Origin of the sequence: Cupriavidus basilensis (assembly GCF_008801925.2) — a bacterium.
Classification (GTDB): domain Bacteria; phylum Pseudomonadota; class Gammaproteobacteria; order Burkholderiales; family Burkholderiaceae; genus Cupriavidus; species Cupriavidus basilensis.
The window spans coordinates 1,511,112-1,529,020 of record NZ_CP062804.1; the positions used below are offsets into that span (position 1 = coordinate 1,511,112).

Annotated in this window: 13 protein-coding genes; 7 read left to right on the top strand and 6 right to left on the bottom strand. The window is 66.4% G+C overall.

The features are described from left to right. The first annotated feature begins 135 nt into the window (after nt 1–135). Nucleotides 136–1,677, top strand: coding sequence for a methyl-accepting chemotaxis protein (locus F7R26_RS27600; RefSeq protein ID WP_150984644.1), 1,542 nt, complete (start codon nt 136–138; stop codon nt 1,675–1,677). 254 nt (nt 1,678–1,931) lie between these two features. Further along, nucleotides 1,932–4,925 carry a transglycosylase domain-containing protein gene (locus F7R26_RS27605; protein ID WP_241754755.1) on the top strand — a complete coding sequence of 998 codons (2,994 nt, stop codon included), beginning with the start codon at nt 1,932–1,934 and terminating at the stop codon, nt 4,923–4,925. A 23-nt stretch (nt 4,926–4,948) separates the two neighbouring features. Here F7R26_RS27605 and F7R26_RS27610 read toward each other — a convergent pair whose 3' ends face one another. From F7R26_RS27610 to F7R26_RS27620, 3 genes are all read right to left on the bottom strand, one after another. Next, complete coding sequence (locus tag F7R26_RS27610) at nt 4,949–5,128, bottom strand: hypothetical protein (RefSeq protein WP_150984642.1); 180 nt, start codon at nt 5,126–5,128, stop codon at nt 4,949–4,951. A gap of 123 nt (nt 5,129–5,251) precedes the next feature. Then, a complete protein-coding gene (locus F7R26_RS27615) occupies nt 5,252–6,394 on the bottom strand; it encodes a DUF1275 domain-containing transporter (RefSeq protein ID WP_150984641.1) in 1,143 nt (380 codons plus the stop codon). 25 nt (nt 6,395–6,419) lie between these two features. Beyond that, nucleotides 6,420–6,650, bottom strand: a complete 231-nt coding sequence (locus F7R26_RS27620) for an HPr family phosphocarrier protein (RefSeq protein WP_150984640.1) — start codon at nt 6,648–6,650, stop codon at nt 6,420–6,422. Nucleotides 6,651–6,927: 277 nt separating this feature from the next. Here F7R26_RS27620 and F7R26_RS27625 point away from each other — a divergent pair, with 277 nt between their 5' ends. Then, on the top strand, nt 6,928–8,292 hold the full coding sequence (locus tag F7R26_RS27625) for a M20/M25/M40 family metallo-hydrolase (protein WP_170301772.1): 1,365 nt from the start codon (nt 6,928–6,930) through the stop codon (nt 8,290–8,292). A gap of 41 nt (nt 8,293–8,333) precedes the next feature. Here F7R26_RS27625 and F7R26_RS27630 read toward each other — a convergent pair whose 3' ends face one another. Continuing rightward, nucleotides 8,334–10,901, bottom strand: a complete 2,568-nt coding sequence (locus F7R26_RS27630) for a sensor domain-containing protein (protein WP_170301771.1) — start codon at nt 10,899–10,901, stop codon at nt 8,334–8,336. A 240-nt stretch (nt 10,902–11,141) separates the two neighbouring features. Between F7R26_RS27630 and F7R26_RS27635 the strand changes: the two genes are divergently transcribed. From F7R26_RS27635 to F7R26_RS27650, 4 genes are all read left to right on the top strand, one after another. Beyond that, a complete protein-coding gene (locus F7R26_RS27635) occupies nt 11,142–11,831 on the top strand; it encodes a cobalt-precorrin-7 (C(5))-methyltransferase (RefSeq protein WP_150984638.1) in 690 nt (229 codons plus the stop codon). 165 nt (nt 11,832–11,996) lie between these two features. Continuing rightward, a complete protein-coding gene (locus F7R26_RS27640) occupies nt 11,997–12,848 on the top strand; it encodes a universal stress protein (RefSeq protein ID WP_150984637.1) in 852 nt (283 codons plus the stop codon). Between the two features lie 409 nt (nt 12,849–13,257). Beyond that, nucleotides 13,258–14,208: a cation diffusion facilitator family transporter gene (locus F7R26_RS27645; protein WP_150984636.1), complete on the top strand. Its 951-nt coding sequence runs from the start codon at nt 13,258–13,260 to the stop codon at nt 14,206–14,208. A gap of 151 nt (nt 14,209–14,359) precedes the next feature. Then, nucleotides 14,360–15,784, top strand: a complete 1,425-nt coding sequence (locus F7R26_RS27650; protein WP_150984635.1) for a DHA2 family efflux MFS transporter permease subunit — start codon at nt 14,360–14,362, stop codon at nt 15,782–15,784. Between the two features lie 56 nt (nt 15,785–15,840). On the opposite strand, the gene F7R26_RS27655 is transcribed toward F7R26_RS27650, so the two are convergent. After that, complete coding sequence (locus tag F7R26_RS27655) at nt 15,841–16,374, bottom strand: hypothetical protein (RefSeq protein ID WP_150984634.1); 534 nt, start codon at nt 16,372–16,374, stop codon at nt 15,841–15,843. A 438-nt stretch (nt 16,375–16,812) separates the two neighbouring features. Then, the gene (locus F7R26_RS27660; RefSeq protein WP_150984633.1) at nt 16,813–17,757 is read right to left on the bottom strand and encodes a LysR substrate-binding domain-containing protein; all 945 of its coding nucleotides are present in this window, start codon (nt 17,755–17,757) and stop codon (nt 16,813–16,815) included. Nucleotides 17,758–17,909 lie beyond the last annotated feature (152 nt).

The window sequence follows — 17,909 nt, forward strand, 5'->3', positions numbered from 1 at the left end:
GCCCGAATTCGTCGTTCAGGTGCGGTCTTGCGCACAAGCGATGGCGCGGCCTCAAGTTGTTGCTGCACCGCACCGATAGACAGGTTCTCCGCCCAGCGCGGCATTTCAGCCTTTCACTATCCGGGCCTCTCTCACATGCTTGCCAGCCTCACCATACGCGCCCGCCTCATTGCCACCGTCTCCCTGCTGTTCCTGCTTGCGCTTGGTGTGGGCGTGGCCGGCTTGCTTGGCTTGCGCGCCGCCAACGACGCCCATGAGTCCACTTACGCGAACCAGCTTGCTTCTGCCCTGGCGCTAGGCGAGGCGGACTTGAGCCTCACCCGGGCGCGTACCGCGCTGGACCGCGCCATGCTGTACCCGGACAGCCCGGAAGCCCCGGGCCTGCTGGAGCGCACCGAAGAGCTCACGCGGCGCTCTGACGAGGCCTGGATGCGCTTTATGGCCCTGCCGCGCAACAGTGAGGAAGACCAGCTCGCGGTGGCCGTATCGGCCAAGCGGGATGCCGCCAACCGCGAAGGCATCGCTGCCATCATCGCCGCGCTGCGCGCCAAGGATCGCGCGCTGGCAGACCAGATCATGGATGGCAAGTTGTCCAAGCTGTTTCGGGACGCCAACGACAGCAGCCTGAAACTGAGCCAGTTCCAGATGAAGATGGCCGCGGGCAATTTCGAAGCGTCGCAGGTGGCGTACCGGCACTTTCGCCACGGCGTGATTGCCGCGATCGTGCTGGCGTTGCTGGTGGCGGCCGCCTGCGCGGTGTTTCTGCTGCGTGCCATCGTTGGCCCGCTGGAGTTGGCGCTGACGCAATTCGACCGCATCGCGGCCGGTGATCTGAGCCACACGGTGCAGGTCACGCGCCGCGATGAAATGGGCCGCTTGCTGGAAGGCCTCGCCCGCATGCAAGCCAGCCTTGCGCTTACCGTGGGGCGGGTGCGCCAGGGCTCGGAAGCGATCACGGCGGCCACCCGGCAGATCGCCGCGGGCAACGCGGATTTGTCCAGCCGCACGGAAGCGCAGGCTGCCTCGCTGGAGGAAACGGCCTCCAGCATGGAGCAGATGACCTCCACCGTGCGCCAGAACGCAGACAACGCGCGCCAGGCCAGCCAGCTTGCCGTCAGCGCGGTCGAGGTGGCTAGCCAGGGCGGTGCGGTGGTGGGCGATGTGCTGGCCACCATGGGCGATATCAGCACGGCGGCCAGGACGGTCGCAGAGATCATCGGCGTGGTCGACGGTATCGCCTTCCAGACCAATATCCTGGCGCTCAACGCCGCCGTGGAAGCGGCCCGCGCCGGGGAGCAGGGGCGCGGGTTCGCGGTGGTTGCCGGCGAAGTGCGCGGCCTGGCGCAGCGCAGCGCGGGGGCTGCCCGCGAGATCAAGTCCATGATCGAGACGTCGCTGGCGCATGTGGCTTTGGGCAGTGGCCAGGCCGGGCGCGCGGCCAGCACCATGGAGGAAGTGGTCACGGCGATCCGCCGGGTGACCGACATCATGAGCGAGATTGCGGCGGCTTCGGTCGAGCAGAGCAGCGGCATCGAGCAGGTCAATCAGGCGGTGGCGTCGATGGACCAGGCCACCCAGCAGAACGCGGCGCTGGTCGAGCAGGCCGCTGCTGCTGCCGCGTCGATGGAGGACCAGGCGCGCCAGCTTGACCAGGCTATCGCGGCGTTCCGCATATAGGCGGCCGGGCGGGCCTGGAGTGCCGGTGAGCGGCAGGAAATGACGGGAGCATGGCAGCAAACGCCGGGATGGTGCACGCGTACTTTGTGCGTTAGGCCCCATTAGACTAGGGTATACGTTGTGACGAGAGTGGCGGAATAGTGCCATCGTTGCCTGCAGGCGCCCGGCATAGGCCGACGCGCCGGGAAAAGCCCCGGTTTCCTCGCAAACGGACCTGAATCGTGCGTCGACGTCTCTGGCCCAGGCTCCTGGTATTGGCTCTGCTTGTAGGGGGCGGTTACCTCCTTTGCGCCGTCGTTGCCGAGGAACTCGCCACCTCGCGGTTGCAGGCGCGCTATTTCGCCGGGCGGGCGAAAGACGTCGCCTTCGCGGTAAGGGACGGCCCGAGCGACCGCATCCGCTTTCCGGACGACGGCCCCTATGACCTGCGCTTCGGCTATAGCCGGTTACCGCAGTTCACCGAATTGCTGGAAGCGCGGGGCTTTCGGCGCGAACGCCAGGCACAGTGGTCCGACCGCATGCTGGAACTGACGGACGCCGGCCTGTTCGCGCCCTATCACGAGAAGACCCATGCCGGCCTGGACCTGCTCGACTGCAATGACCTGCCATTTGGCGCCAGGCGCACGCCGCCTCGTACCTACGCCAGGTTCGAGGACATTCCGGCCCTGCTCGTGAACGCGCTGCTCTTCATCGAGAACCGCGACCTGCTCGATCCCGAATTCCCCACGCGTAATCCCGCGCTGGATGTGCGGCGTTTCACGCGCGCCGCATTGGATCAGGGCGTGCATTTCTTCAACGACAAGCACGACGCCGCCGGCGGCAGCACGCTCGCTACCCAGATCGAGAAATACCGGCATTCACGCGCCGGCCGCACCGGTTCGCCCAAGGAAAAGCTGCGCCAGATGGCCAGCGCATCGATGCGCGCCTACCTGGACGGCCCGAACACCGTGGCCGCCAGGCAGCGCATCCTGCTGGATTACCTCAACACCGTGCCACTCTCGGCCCGGGCCGGCCTGGGCGAGGTCAACGGGCTGGGCGATGGCCTGTGGGCCTGGTACGGGCAGGACTTCGACGAGGCCAATCGCTTGCTGGCGAACGCCGCCGGGCCGGGGCCGGGCGCGGGACAGGGCGAGGGCGAACTCGGCCAGCGGCAGGCGCGGGTGTTCAAGCAAGCGCTCTCGCTGATCATCGCGCAGCGCGGGCCATCGCATTTCCTGCGGCGCGATACAGCCACGCTGGTAGAGCTGACCGACAGCTACATCCGCTTGCTCTCTGCCGCCGGCGCCATCCCGCCCTGGCTGCGCGACGCTTCGCTGGCCCAGTCCTTGACGCTGGGCGCCCCGCCGCTGGACCGGCCGGAGGTGTCATTTATCTCGCGCAAGGCCATCAGCGGGGTGCGTACCGATTTGCTGCGCTATCTTGACCTTGGCAGCAGCTACGAACTGGACCGGCTCGACCTGACTGCCCACAGCACCATCAACACGGGCCTGCAACGGGTGGTCACCGAGGCGCTGCTGCGGGCGGGCACGCGTGATGGCGCACATGACTTCGGGATGTACGGCCACAACCTGCTGCGCGAGGGCGACGACCCGGGCAAGCTGGCGATCAGCTTCACGCTCTACGAGAAGGTCGACGGTGCCAACCTGCTGCGCGTGCAAGCCGATAACCTGGACCTGCCGTTCGACCTGAACCGCGGCGCGCGGCTGAACCTGGGCTCCACCGCCAAGCTGCGCACGCTGGTGACCTACCTGGAAATCCTCTCCGAGCTCCACGAAAAATATGCCGGCATGTCTGCCGCCGAGCTGCGTGAAATCAAGCCGGCCAAGCTGGATGCGCTGACCCAGTGGGTGGTGAGCTACCTACTCGCCGCGCCCGACAAGAGCCGCCGCGCCATGCTGGAAGCCGCCATGCTGCGCCGCTATTCCGGCAGCGCGGGAGAGGCTTTTTTTACCGGGGGCGGGCTGCAGACGTTCACCAACTTCGAGCGCTGGGAAAACATGAAGATCATGACCGTGCGCGAAGCGTTCGAGCACTCGGTGAACCTGGTCTTTATCCGCCTGATGCGCGATATCGTGCGCTACGAAACCTATCGCTTGCATCCCGATGCCGACGACTGGCTGAACAATCCGGCTGCGCCGCAACGCCGCGCCTACCTGGTGCGCTTTGCCGACAAGGAGGGCAGCGACTACCTGCGCGCCTTCTATGCGAAATATCGTGGCATGAGCCAGCAGGAAGCGGCCAGGCGCGTGCTCCAGAACCGCCACTTCTCGCCGGTGGGGCTGGCGGTGACGCTGCGCAGCATCGATCCCGACATCGATCCGGCGCAGTTTAACAAGGTCATGCTCGCTACCCTGCCCAAGGCGGGGTTGACCGATGAGAAGCTGGCCAAGCTGTACAGCAAATACGGACCGACCAGTTTTTCGCTGAATGACCGGGGCTACCTGGCGCGCGTGCATCCACTTGAGCTATGGCTGCTCAACTACCTGCGCCAGCGCCCCGATGCCAGCCTGGATGAAGTCTTGCGCGACAGCACCGAGCAACGCCAGGAGGTGTATGCGTGGCTGTTCAAGACCCGCCATCCCGGCGGCCAGACGCGCCGCATCCGCAGCCAGCTGGAGCGCCAGGCTTTTGTTGAGATTGCGCGCCGGTGGCAGCGCCTGGGCTATCCGTTCAGTGCGATCACGGCGTCCTATGCCTCGGCGATCGGCGCGGCGGGGGACCGGCCGGCCGCGCTGGCCGAGCTGGTCGGCATCGTGCAGGGCAATGGCGTGCGCCAGCAGGCCACGGCGCTGCGCAGCCTGGAATTTGCGGCGGGCACGCCGTACGAGACTGATTTCGGGTTGGGGCAGAAGGGCACGCGCTTGCTGAGCGAGGATATCACCGAGGTGGTGCGTGCCGCGCTGATCGGCGTGGTGGATTCGGGCACTGCGGGCATGCTGAAGTCAGCGCTGGTTGGCAGCGGCATCGTGGCGGGTGGCAAGACCGGCACGGGCGATCATCGCTACGAAGTCTACGGGCCAGGCGGCAGGCTGATTTCCTCGCGTGTGGTCAGCCGCTCGGCCACCTTCGTGTTTTTCCTTGGCGACCGTTACTTCGGCAACGTCACGGCGTACGTGCAAGAGCCCTATGCCGCGCGCTATGCCTTCACCAGCGCGCTGTCCGTGCAGTTGCTCAAATCGCTGGCGCCAACCATCCTGCCACTGGTGCGCGACGGCGGCGTGCGTTCGCCGCTGGCATGCAAGCACTGAGCGGCAGCGCTGCCGGGGCGCGTCTAGTCCCAGCTATGTCGTCGGGCGCAGTAATTGTCTTCGGAGGTGCGGGCGTGCCGTTCGTACTCGGCAATGACCTGCAAGGTGGCGGACTGGAGCAGGGAGCCTGCGGTGAGCAGGGCCGCGAGTTCGCGCAGGCCCTGCAGGCAGGTCACGGTGGGGGGTAAGGCTTGGTCCTGCATGATGCGTTGCTGGCTCGGTGATGGGCGGGATGTGCCTCCCGACAATTCGATTGTAGGTAGCGCCGGCCGTGCCAAATGCAAACCAATGTGTCCGCGCGTACCTTCAGGGCCTGGAATCGAAAATCAGTTGCTTCGGAGCCACGGAACATAGCGCGCGAGCAGCGCCGCCATCACAATGGCGCCACCTATCCACAGCATGATGATGACCGCGGCCGCCAGGCGGCTGCTTGGCCGTTGCCCGGCCGCAACGGCGGCGGCCCGGTACTCGCGCATGAGGTCTGGCGGGATCATCCGGATGGTCAGCATGACCCCGAGCGGCACCAGCACGACGTCGTCCAGGTAGCCGAGCACCGGGATGAAGTCGGGGATCAGATCGATCGGCGACAGCGCGTAGCCCGCCACCAGCAGTGCCATGGCTTTTGCGTACCACGGCGTGCGCGGGTCGCGCGCGGCCAGCCACAGGGCATGGACATCGCGCAAGACCTCGCGCGCCCATCTGCGCCCGTAGGCGGCCAGCCGCGCGCCGTGGGCCCGCGCATCGTCCACCACCGGCACGAAGGCCAGCACCAGCAGCAACGCCGCCAGCGCCAGCGTGGCGCTGAATCCCAAATGCTTGAAGCCCAGCGCGCCGACGACGCCGCCGAAGAAAAACAGCGCCACCAGCGTGGCCAGCATGCGCAGCCGGGACCGGTTGGCCAGCACCGGCGGCCTGGCCTCGTCGGACTTGGCGAGGTTCCAGTAGAACAGCTTGCCGAGTTCGATGCCGATATCGGTCACCATCCCGGTGAGATGGGTGGTGCGGATCTCGGCGTGGGAGATCTTGGTGATCATGGCGTTTTGCAGGCCCATGATGAAGCACAGCACCATCACCGTGGCGGGTATGAACAGCCATTGGTGATTGCCAAGGTTGCCGCCGAGCAAGCCAAAGCACAGCAACAGGAAGGCCTCCAGCATCAGGGGCAGGGCAAATTCGCTGTTCAGGTGCTCGCGCCGTGCCCAGTTGATGAGCACGGCGGAAGTGGCCGCGCCAGCCAGGAAGGACAGCAGCGCGCCAAGTCCCTCCAGGATCAGCCCGACCTGCCCCAGCGCCATGTGGTCCGCCATGGCCGAGACGATGCCCGTCATGTGGGAGGTGTACTGCTGCACGGCAAGGAAGCCGCCGGCGTTGGTGGCGCCGGCCACAAAGCTGAGATAGCCGGCAAGCTGCCGGTTGGCGCGCGGGCTGCGTACCCGTCCGGTGAGGTTGCGCAGGTAGGTGATGGGCATGGTCGCTGACTGCCGGGCCGGCCGCTTAGTCGGTCAGCAAGGCGCAGATGACGCGCAGCGCCACCGACTCGTCCGCGCCGCTGGCCTGGATGCGCAAGCGCAGGCCGGCGCGCGCCGACAAGCGCATGACTTCGGACACATTCTTGGCGTCCGCTGCGCAGTCGTTGCTGCTCAGCTGGATGCTGCACTCGAACTGGCTGGCCGTGGTGGTCAGCCGTGTGGCCCTGCGGCCCTGCAGGCCGTGAGGGCTGGACATCTCAATCGTTGCTTCTACCACATCACCCTCGGTAAAACCGCTATGTAGCGTGGACTCCGGGCAAGCCGGAAGGCGGGCGACAGGCACGGCATCGCCTGCCGTCAAGTATGGAATGGTAATCCAATTACCTTGCCCGGCGCATGGATGCCTCATGCCGCCCACTGCTTGCCGCCCACCATCTCCTGCCTCGCTGGCAGAATATGGGTTCGCCCGGCCAGGCCCGATGCCTGTGCCGCTTGTCTTGCCGCCATGTCCTTTCCGGAGCCATCGCCCCACCATGCAAGCACGCCCCCAATCCGTTGCCGTCCCGTTCCGTCCGCTCTCCCTGATGCTCGCGGCGCTTGCCCTGGCAGGCACCCACGCCGTTGCGCAGACCATCCCCGTGCCAGCGGTCTCGCCTGTGGTGGAGCGCACCTACGCCACCCTCGAAGCGGCGCCGCTGGTCAAGAAGGTGCTGGCCGACGTGAAGGCGGATGACGCGCGCTCGCTGGGCGATCTCAAGGCGCTGACCGAGATCCCTGCGCCGCCGTTCAAGGAGAAGGCACGGGCCGAGCATTTCCTCTCCCGGCTCAAGGCACTTGGCCTTGCCGATGCGCATATCGATGCCGAGGGCAATGCCATCGGCATCCGCAAGGGCAGCGGGAACGGCCCCAAGCTGCTGATCTCGGCGCATCTGGACACGGTCTTTCCCGAAGGCACGGATGTCACGGTCAAGCCGCGCGATGGCCGTCTCTATGCGCCAGGCATCTCGGATGACACGCGCGGGCTGGCGGTCCTGTTGTCATGGCTCAAGGTGCTCAACGACAACCAGGTGCGCACCGTGGGCGACCTGGTGTTCGTTGGCAACGTGGGCGAGGAAGAACTGGGCAACCTGCGCGGCATGAAGGCCGTGTTTCGCGACCACCCGGATATCGATGGCATGGTCGGGCTGGAGCCGGGCGTGGGCGACCGGGTGCTGTCGCTCGGCACCGGCAGCCATCGTTACGAGGTGACGTTCCGTGGCCCGGGGGGCCACAGCTTCGGCGCCTTCGGCCTGCCCAGCGCCATCCACGCGATGGGACGGGCCATTGCCAAGGTGAGCGACGTGCGCCCGCCCGAGGATCCCAAGACCACGTTCACGGTGGGCACGGTGGGCGGCGGCACGTCGGTCAACGCGATTGCGGGCGATGCGCGCATGGCGGTGGATATCCGCTCCAACGCTACGCCGTCGCTGCTGGAAACCGAGAAGCAGATCATGGCGGCCATCGAGGCCGGGGTTGCCGAGGAAAACCGCCGCTGGCATCCCGCCGACGCCGCCAGCCAGATCACTTACCAGGTCAAGCAGATCGGCGACCGTCCGGCGGGCAGCACGCCGCCTGACGCCACGATCGTGCAGGCGGCGGTGCGCGCCATCAAGGGCTACGGCAAGGGCACGCCCAGCCTGCGCGGCGGCAGCACCGACGCCAACGTGCCGATGTCGCTCGGCATTCCCGCCATCATCATCGGCAGCGGCGGCAAGACCGGCGGCTTCCACGCCCGCGATGAGTGGTACGACCCGACCAACGCCTGGGAAGGCGCCCAGGTCGGGCTAACCACCGTGCTCGGGCTGGTGGGCGTGCAGGGCGTGAGCCAGCCGTTGCTCGAAAAGCGCACCGCCAAGTAGCCAGCGGGCGGTGCCGGCCTAAGTCGCCACCGCCTCTTCCTTCAACGCCGCGAATGCCGCTCCCCATGTTCCGCCGGCTGCCGCTCAACCGCCCGCGGCGTGGCGATCCATTTCGCCACCGCCAGGGCATCCAGCGGGCGCGAGAACAGGTAGCCTTGCCCCATATGGCATCCCTGCGATAGCAGGAAGCGCCGCTGGGCTTCGTTTTCCACGCCTTCGGCGATCACCGCGAGCTTCAGGCTGTCGCCAATGCGGATGACGGCGCTGGCCAGCTCGCGGGCGGCGGCATCGCTTTCGAGGTCGATCACAAAGCTCTTGTCCAGCTTGAGCTGGTGCACGGGCAACTGCCTGAGGTAGCCCAGGCTGGAATATCCGGTGCCGAAGTCGTCCATGGACAAGCGCACGCCCTGCGCGTGGATGGCGGCAACGGTGGCGGCGAGGCCCGCGTCGTCTTCCATCAGCAGCCCTTCGGTCATTTCCAGCACCAGCGCCTGGGCGGGCAGCCCATGGCGGGCCAGGGTCTCGGCCACTTGCGCCGGCAGCCCCGGGTCGCGGAAGCTGGCGGGCGAAATATTGACGGAGATCGTGGGTACGGAAAGCCCTTCCCGGCGCCAGGCGGCTAGCTGCGCGCACGATTGCTCAAGCACCCAGCGATCCAGCGTGCCGATCAGGCCGCTGTCTTCGGCCAGCGGCACGAAGCGGTCGGGCGACACCATCCCAAAGTGCGGGTGGTGCCAGCGCACCAGCACCTCCAGGCCGTAGAGGCGCCCATCGCGCAGGAACACCTGGGGCTGGAAGTTGAGATGAAGCTCCTCGGCCAGCAGGGCGTCGCGCAGCGCGGACTCCAGCGCCAGGCGTTCCTGGGCGGCCCAGTTCATCTCGATGCTGAAGAAGCGGAACAGGTTGCGCCCCGCAGCCTTGGCATCGTACATGGCCATCTCGGCGCAATGCAGCAGGTAGTCCAGCGCATCGCCGTCGGCCGGGAACATGCTGATGCCGATGCTGGCCGAGGGCGCAATGCTGGCGTGGTCGATGCGCAGCGGCTGGCGCAGCGCGGCCAGGATGCGCTTGCCCGCTGCAATGGTCTGGGTGCGGTCGCTGTCGGGCAGCACCAGCGCAAATTCGTCGCCTGACAGCCGCGCCACCAGCGCGGTCTCCCCGGCGTGCGCGCTAAGGCGTTGCGCAACCTCGCGCAGCAGCTTGTCGCCGCCGACATGGCCGAGCGAGTCGTTGATATGCTTGAAGCGGTCCAGGTCGACGAAGAGCACGCTGAGCGTGGTGCCGGCCGAGCGTGCCGCGAGCAGCAGGGTGCCGGCCTGCATCTGCAGCAGGCTGCGGTTGGGCAAGCCGGTCAGTGAATCATAGTGGTCGAGCTGCAGGATCCGCTCGGCGGCTTCTTCGCGCTCGAACGCGAGCTTGCACAGCGAGGCGCATACCTCGGCCAGTTGCTGGTGGAAGGCGTCGGGCTGGCGGACGGTGCGGCAGTAGAAGGCCAGCGTGGCAAGCACGCGGCCATCGCTTGCCTTGATCGGATAGGACCAGCATGCCGCCAGGCCGAGGGGTAGGGCAAGATCGCGAAAATCCGCCCAAAGCGGATCGTTGGCGATATCGCTGACGATCACCGGCTCGCCGAGCCAGGCGGCCGTGCCGCAGGAGCCCACGGATGGCCCGATGATCAGGCTGTTCAGCGCCGCCGAATAGCCCGGCGGCAGGCCAGGCGCGGCCAGCGGGTGCAGGCGCCCATCGGCGTCCAACCGCAGTACGGACGCGATCACGGCGGGTGCCACGCGTTGTACTTCTTCGCAGATCAACTCCATCACGGCGGGCAGCGGCTGCTCCATCACCATGGCTTGCAGCACCTTTCGCTGCAGCATCTCGTAGGTCCGCTGCTGGGTGATGTCGGAGAGGATGACGATGGCGTGATGCCGGTCGCCGGTCGCGCTGACCAGATGGCGCACGGTGGCGCTGACCCAGAGTGCGTTGCCGTCGCGCGCATACACCAGGGCCTCGTGGCGCTCGCCGCCCGGGGATGAGCGCTGGGCATGCAAGCGTTGCATCACGCCGGGATCGGTGAACTCGCCGGCCAGTATCTCGCGCGGGGTCTTGCCCCTCAGCTCGCAGGGCTTGTAGCCCAGCATGCGCGTGAGCCCGGCGTTGGCGTACACGATGTGCCAGTCAGCATCGACCACCAGCACGGCACTGTCGATCTCGTCGGCAATGACGGATAGCAACGGGTGATCGTCGCGGCTGGCATCCGGGTGGTTGGCCACCTTTACCAGCAGCGTGCGCAGTGTCACGTCGCCCAGGCGGGTGCTGGATTCCGCGACATGGCCAAAGCGAAGTTCGCCATCCGGCCTCAGGATCTGGACGGCGGGCAAGGGCTGGGCACGCTGCGCGTCGGCATCCGGCAGCTTTCGCACGAGCGCCTCTACGTTCATGCCGAAGACTTGCGTACGGGATGCGCCATAGAGTGCCTCCGCAGCAGCGTTCAGGAAGATCACCTTATTGTCCGTGTTCAGGATGAAGACGGCGTCGGTGGCTTGCTCGAGCGAATTGCGGAACAACTGGTGGGGGTCGGCTATGCTGAGCGCTTTGTCTCTATCTGGCATGAGTGAGGTAAACGTCGCTAACGACCGAGGATGCCTGCCTTGCCCGGTGGGGCTCGCGGGACATTGACTCGGCTCTGAAGCAGGTATCGGCATCCGGTGCCGGATCCTGAAGTACTTTTTTTGCGCCAGGTGTTCCTCGGCGCAGGCCTCGCGCTCCGATGGCTTGGCATAATTGCGCCCTGTCTTGACGGGGCGGTGCGCGCGCCGTCCTCTTTTGCATCGATCGAACCGGGATTCTTCATGATCATCTGCGCCGGCGTTGGCCCCGGGCACCTCGACTTCCTGACCCACGGCGTGGCGGAACTGATCCGTGGCGCCGACATCGTGGCCGGCTTCGACACGGTCATCGACGTCATCCGCCCGCTGGTGCCGCCGGCGGCCCAGGTGGTCACCATGGGATACCAGGACCAGGTGGAGCGGCTTGCCTGGGTTGCCGCCGAGCACCATGGCGGCCGACGCTGCGTGGTGCTGTTCATGGGCGACATGCATTTCAGCGGTTTCCAGTACCTGGAGCGGGTCGAGCGGGCATGCGGCCATCCGGTGGATACCGTGCCCGGGATCTCTTCGGCCCAGGTGCTGGCCGCGCGCGGCAAGGTTTGCTTTGACGAGACCACCTTCCTGACTTTTCACCGGCGCGGAGACCTGGAGCCGTTCAAGCGTCATCTGGTGCACGTGCTGGCGGACCAGCGCAACGCCATCGTGATTCCGCGCCCGTGGGATTTCATGCCCAGCGATATCGCCGCCTGGCTGGTGGCGCAGGGCGTGCCGCCCGAGCAGCCGGTCGAGGTCTGGGAGAATCTGACGCTGGCCGATGCGGACTGGCGTGGCACGCTGGCCAGTTGCACGCTGGCGTTCACCGATATGAGCATCATGCTGATCCGCGCGCTGGCGCCAATGGCCAGCCAGATTGAGCCGCCGCCGCTTGCGTAGCCCCGCGTGCCGGCCGCGCCCGGCAAGGTCTCGGCGTTGATCTGCCGCAAGTTGCCCGCATTGCCCGCTTGCGCTGCCTCGCGCACGGAGTAGAGTCCATTTTCGGATAGTCGGAAAAACGTCTCCAACCCTGTGCAGGGGTCTTTGGATCGGAGGGAAAACATCATGGATTTCAAGACCGTGCTGGTCGAACTCGGCGCCGACCCCGGCTGTGCGGATCGCGTCAACCTGGCGGCGGAGCTGGCGCAGCGCTCGGCCGGCCATGTGATCGGGGTGACGGCCACCGGCATGCGGCTGGAGCCGTTCCGGGGCGCGGGCGACGAGGCGGGATACTACGCGGAACTGGCCCGGCGCCAGTTGCTTGCGCAAGGCGCCGAAGCCAGCGCCGCATTTCATCGGGCCATGAGCGAAGCGGCGCCCGGCGTGGGCTTCACCCACCGCGTCATCGAGGACGATGTGGGCTGGGCGCTGGTCCAGCAAGGGCGGGTGGCGGACGTGGTTGTCCTGGCCCGCTTGCCCGGGCCGGAGTCCATTCCCGTGCTGGTGGCACAGACCCCGGAATATGTGTTGCTCAACACCGGCCGCCCGGTGCTGCTGGTGCCGCCGGGCGTGCGGCATCTGCCCTGCGAGCATGTCGCCATTGCCTGGGATGGTGGGCGCGAAGCCGCCCGCGCCGTGGCCGATGCGATGCCCCTGCTGCGCCTGGCCAAGCGCGTCACCGTGGTGTCAGCGTCCAGCACGCATGACGGCTCGGCGACCCACGGCATGCCCGATGTGCCCGGTGCGCACGCCGGCCTGCGCGATCACCTGGCACGCCAGGGCATCACCAGCGTCATGCACGCCGTGCAAGGCAGCCACCGGGTCGGCCAGCTGCTGCTGGAGGCCGTGCGGCATTTGAAGGCCGATCTGCTGGTGGCGGGTGGCTATGGGCACGCCCGGCTGCGTGAGCTAGTCACTGGCGGCACCACCCGCACCCTGATGCGCCAAGCCGACATTCCGGTGTTGATGTCCCATTGAAGGCCGGTCGCGACTGGCGTCAATCTATCTTTGAATATAATATTTGGCCGCATATTGATTGGCAGGTGATTGGCAGGCCGGGGTCTCGCCTGGACTTTGCCGAACCCGTGCAAGCGGCTTCTCCCTCCCTTAGCCTGGACACGATGCGCGCCGCCGCCATGTTGCGCGCCCTCGCCAATGAAGACAGGCTGCTGCTGCTTTGCCAGATGGCAAGCGGATCCTTTACGCGGTTGCCGATGCGCGGGCGCACGGCGAGGCGCAGTCTTTGTGCTGGCCATGCTGGCCGGCATGGCGCTGTTCGAGTGGCTAGAATGGCTGGGGCGCGGCCGCGCTTTAACCGGCAAGGCATTCACTGGACGCTAGCCGGACATGAACCGGACATTCACTGGACAACATGAATCATCCATCGATGCGAACTGATGAGGCCATCGACGAGGCCGAGGTAGAAACGCCCGCCAGCGCCCAGGCGGCGCGGCGCAGCACCTGGGTGAGCGTGGCCGTGAATATCCTGCTGACCTGCATGCAGCTGGTGGCGGGCGTGGTGGCCGGCTCGCAGGCGTTGATCGCGGATGCCATTCACTCGCTCTCCGACCTGGTCTCGGACTTTGTGGTGCTGTTTGCCAGCCACCATAGCCGCAAGGGCGCGGATGCCGACCACCAATACGGCCACCAGCGTTTCGAGACCGCCGCCTCGCTGGCGATCGGCCTGCTGCTGCTCGCGGTCGGCGTCGGCATGCTTTGGTCGGCCGTGCAAAAGCTGGAGCATCCCGAGTTGATCCAGCCGGTCAAGGGTGTCGCGCTGTGGGTGGCATTGGGCGCGCTGGCGGCAAAGGAATCGTTGTTCCGCTACATGCTCGCCGTGGCCGAGCGCGTGCGCTCCAGCATGCTGGTTGCCAACGCATGGCATGCGCGCTCGGATGCGGCATCGTCGCTGGTGGTCGCCGTGGGCATCGGCGGCAACCTGCTTGGCTACCACATGCTCGACCCAGTGGCCGCCCTGGTGGTCGGCCTGATGGTGACCCGGATGGGCTGGAAGTTCTCCTGGGATGCCCTGCATGACCTGATGGACCGCGCCGTGGATGCGCAGAGCATCGAGGCGATTCGTCAGGCCATGCTGGCCACGCCAGGCGTGCTGGGCCTGCATGACCTGAAGACCCGCAAGATGGGCGACGCCATCCTGGTCGATGTGCATCTGGAGATCGATGGCGCCATGACGGTCGAGGCGGGGCACCGTATTGCGGTGGAGGCGCGCCTTGCCGCCATGCAGATTCAGGACGTGCTGAATGTGATGACCCATGTCGACCCGGTGCGCGTGCCGCAGCGCCAGGCGGAGGACCCGGCGCGCGCAGGCGCGGCATGATGGACTGAGCAAAGCGTGGGCCGGGCGGGGGCAAACGTCCTTTGCCGATGCCCGGTATGATTGCCATCCTGGCTTGAAATGGCTTTCCCGGTGGCAAAGAGCGGTCCGCCCGCTTCGCCGCGCAGACACGCACCCCCGCACCCGCCGCTCCATGGACCCAACGCAAACCCAGTCATCGTCGATGAGATTCCTGCCCTATCTCGTCGCGGCCACCTTCTTCATGGAGTACCTCGATACCACGGTGCTCGCCACTGCGCTGCCACAGATGGCGCAGTCGTTCGGGGTCGGGCCGAATGACCTGAGCCTGGGCATGACAGCCTATATGCTGGCGCTGGCGGTGTTTATCCCGATCAGCGGATGGATCGCTGATCGCTTCGGGTCAAGGACGGTGTTCGGCGGGGCGATCGTTGTTTTCACGGTGGCCTCAGTGCTCTGCGGCGCATCGAACGGGTTGTTCGCGTTCACCGCGGCGCGCGTGCTGCAGGGCATTGGCGGCGCGATGATGGTGCCGGTCGGGCGGCTGATCGTGGTGCGCAACACGGACAAGCGCCAGTTGATCAAGGCCATTTCCACCATCACCTGGCCGGCCATCGTGGCGCCTGTGGTGGGGCCGCCCATCGGCGGGTTCATCACCACCTACGCCTCCTGGCGCTGGATCTTCCTGCTCAACGTGCCATTCGGCATCGCCGCGCTGATCGCCACCTTCATGATGATTCGCAACGAACGCGCGAGCGAGCCCAAGCCGCTGGATGTCGTTGGCTTCCTGCTCAGCGGCGCCACGCTCACCTTCGTGCTGTATGGCACGGAGCTGGCCAGCCAGCAAGGCTCCAGCCTGGCTACGGCGGGCGCGTTCGTGGCCGCCGGCCTCGTCCTGGGCGTGCTCGCCGTGCGCCATGCAGCGGGGCGCGAGCATCCGCTGCTCGATTTCACGACGCTGCGCGTGCCGACGTTCTCGGTCACCGTGATCACCGGGTCCGTCACCCGTATCGGCATCGGCGCGGTGCCGTACCTGATGCCGCTGCTGTTCCAGGTTGGCTTCGGGCTGTCCGCGTTCCGCTCCGGGCTGTTGCTGCTCGCCAGCGCGCTCGGCAACCTCGGCATGAAGGCATTGACCACGCGCGTGCTGCAGCACTACGGCTTTCGCGCCACCGCGATCGTCGACGTGGCTTTCGCCAGCGTGTTCATCGTCGCGTGCGGGTTGCTTACGCCCGAGACGCCGCTCGCCATCGTGCTGTTCGTGGTGTTCATCTACGGCGTGACGCGCTCGATGCAGTTCTCCACGCTCGCCACGCTGGCCTACGCCGATATCCCGCAAAACCAGATGAGCAGCGCCAATACGCTATGGAATGCTGCCCAGCAGATGTCGATCGGCCTTGGCATTGCGTTTGGCTCGCTGTCGCTGAGGATTGCCGCGTCGCTGCGCGGCGAGGCCAGCGACGTGCCGCACTTTACGCTCGGTGATTTTCGCTGGGCGTTTCTCTTCGCGGGCGCGCTGACGCTGGTGTCGTTGATCGGGTATGTCCGGCTCGCGCCGGATGCCGGGCGGCATTTGTCGAGCCGGCGGGCGGCCGGATGACAGGTTCCTCCCGATAGGCACGGCAACCTCGGCCTGCTGCCCGGCATCAAGCCGTGTCAAGAAGGCAGTGCGAGCGGGTGGCGCAGCCAGTTTCCCGCCGGCACCCCATGCCGTGCCGCGAGCTCATATTCATGCAGGCTCGCATCCTTCCATTCCGTGCCGTCCCAGGCCTGGAAGCGCAGTTCCGAGAGCGCAATCGCGGACATCGTGCCGAGCCAGTCGGTTGGGTTGGCCCCGGCGCGGATGCCGCTGGCAACCATGGCCAGGGCCTCCGGTACATCGATTCCGGCGATTCGCGTGATGGTCGGCCACGGCAGGAGCCGGTTGTCCGAACGGGACAAGCCGAACCGGTAAAGGCCGTTGAGCGTGCGCCCCTGCGCCTGTGCCTGCGAATGCGTGCGAAACACTTCGTGGCGTTTCCATTCCATGTTGGCAGCCGAGGGTTCCCAGCGCTGTTGACGCGAAAACCAAAGCACTTTGGCGGCGGACGAGGCGAATGGAGGCGCGGTGGGGATCAGGCCATGGGATTGGGCGATGGTGGGTAATTGGCTGCCGGTGGTGTAGTGCCAGACTAAGTGCGTGGCGGTCATGATGGACTCCTGCTTGTTCCCCTTTAGGGTGGGGCGTAATGCTTGTCATGACAAGCAAGGTCATGCTGCGTTGCAATGCACGAAATGGTGAGCGACGGTAGAGCGTGAGCCGGGCGAACACACCGCAATGCCAAAGCGCATGCGCCTTGGCGCCGGAACACCGGGAACGAGCGCGTTGCCGGCCACCGCAAAAAGTGCGGTTAAAGTAGAAGCGTTTACCTCGCCCGCTGCGTGCCACCCGAACTGAACGGCACTCGGCATGGGCGTCGCCGGCCACACCGCCCGCATCCACTGGAGTCAACGCAGAATGATCCTGTAAGCCCACTTCAAACCTGTTCTGGCGCCACCCCCCTGGATTCCCGCTCAGTTTGGATGTCCCTGCGCGACGTCACCGTGGCGCTGCCCGATGGCTTGCAGGTAAGCCAGCGCGGGCTGGCGTCACCCGTGGGTGTCGTCGGGGATTTCATCGACCGAGCGCACCGCCGCGCGCCGCAGGGCATCCAGCGCGGCACTGACCGCGATACGGCCAAAGCCGTCGTCGCGCCAGTACATGGATACCGAGCCAAAGCCCGCCAGCCGCAGCGGCAGGATGCGCAGGGCGCCAAGATGCTCCAGGCGCCGCGCGGTCCGGTGCGAGGCCACGCCGATCATGTTGCTGTGGTTGAGCAAGGTCAGGTTGAGGATGACCGAATTCGACTCCACGCAATCGGCCGGCATGCCCTGGCCAGCCGCGTTCAGTGCCGACTCCAGCGTGTTGCGGATGGGCGTGCCGCGTGGCCACACGATCCACCGGTATGCCTGCAGGTCGCTCCAGCCCGGTTCGGCCAGCTCAAACAGCGGATGCCGCGGGCGCGTGACGAAATGGATTGGCTCCATGTAGAGCGCCTCGGCGCGCATCTGCCCGTCCTGCAGCTCCGGCGCGGAGCGGCCCACCACGATATCGACCTCGCCCCGGGCCAGCTGCGCCATCAGCAGGTTCATGGTGCTTTCCACCAGCCGGACATGGGCTTTCGGCAGGCGCTGCAAGAGCGAGGTGACGGCTAGCGGCACGGTATCGGCAGCCGACGCGCCGGAGGCGCCGATCACCACCAGGCCACTGCCGCCTTCGCGCATGGCCTGCATGTCGTCGCGGGCGGTATCCAGGTGCGCTTCGATGCGCCTGGCATGGGCAATCATCGATTCGCCATAGGGCGTGGGGCGCAGGCCGCGCGCGTGCCGCTCGAACAGCGGCAGCCCGATGTCGTCTTCGAGTTCCTTGAGCCACTTCGACAAGGCGGGCTGCGTGGTGCTGAGCGCGGCGGCTGTCTGGCTCATGTTTCCGGTCTGCGCCAGGCTAAGCAGCATCTGCAGGTTGCGCAGCCGGAGCCGCTGGGTCCAATCCATCAGGGTATTCCCTTTGAGGTATATCCATATCCATATGGATAAGAGGAATACTTCATTTTACAGGGTATATCTCCGGGCGTATAAATCTTCCATCGCACCCCGCAGCCCAAAGCGGCTGCCCACGCTCCCCACCGGGCGATGAATCGGAGACA

Excerpts from the sequence above, each read along its gene's own strand:
- F7R26_RS27600 (WP_150984644.1), top strand. The coding sequence starts at position 136 with ATGCTTGCCAGCCTCACCATACGCGCCCGCCTCATTGCCACCGTCTCC.
- F7R26_RS27610 (WP_150984642.1), bottom strand. The coding sequence starts at position 5,128 with ATGCAGGACCAAGCCTTACCCCCCACCGTGACCTGCCTGCAGGGCCTG.
- F7R26_RS27615 (WP_150984641.1), bottom strand. The coding sequence starts at position 6,394 with ATGCCCATCACCTACCTGCGCAACCTCACCGGACGGGTACGCAGCCCG.
- F7R26_RS27620 (WP_150984640.1), bottom strand. The coding sequence starts at position 6,650 with ATGTCCAGCCCTCACGGCCTGCAGGGCCGCAGGGCCACACGGCTGACC.
- F7R26_RS27625 (WP_170301772.1), top strand. The coding sequence starts at position 6,928 with ATGCAAGCACGCCCCCAATCCGTTGCCGTCCCGTTCCGTCCGCTCTCC.
- F7R26_RS27630 (WP_170301771.1), bottom strand. The coding sequence starts at position 10,901 with ATGCCAGATAGAGACAAAGCGCTCAGCATAGCCGACCCCCACCAGTTG.
- F7R26_RS27635 (WP_150984638.1), top strand. The coding sequence starts at position 11,142 with ATGATCATCTGCGCCGGCGTTGGCCCCGGGCACCTCGACTTCCTGACC.
- F7R26_RS27640 (WP_150984637.1), top strand. The coding sequence starts at position 11,997 with ATGGATTTCAAGACCGTGCTGGTCGAACTCGGCGCCGACCCCGGCTGT.
- F7R26_RS27645 (WP_150984636.1), top strand. The coding sequence starts at position 13,258 with ATGCGAACTGATGAGGCCATCGACGAGGCCGAGGTAGAAACGCCCGCC.
- F7R26_RS27650 (WP_150984635.1), top strand. The coding sequence starts at position 14,360 with ATGGACCCAACGCAAACCCAGTCATCGTCGATGAGATTCCTGCCCTAT.
- F7R26_RS27655 (WP_150984634.1), bottom strand. The coding sequence starts at position 16,374 with ATGACCGCCACGCACTTAGTCTGGCACTACACCACCGGCAGCCAATTA.
- F7R26_RS27660 (WP_150984633.1), bottom strand. The coding sequence starts at position 17,757 with ATGGATTGGACCCAGCGGCTCCGGCTGCGCAACCTGCAGATGCTGCTT.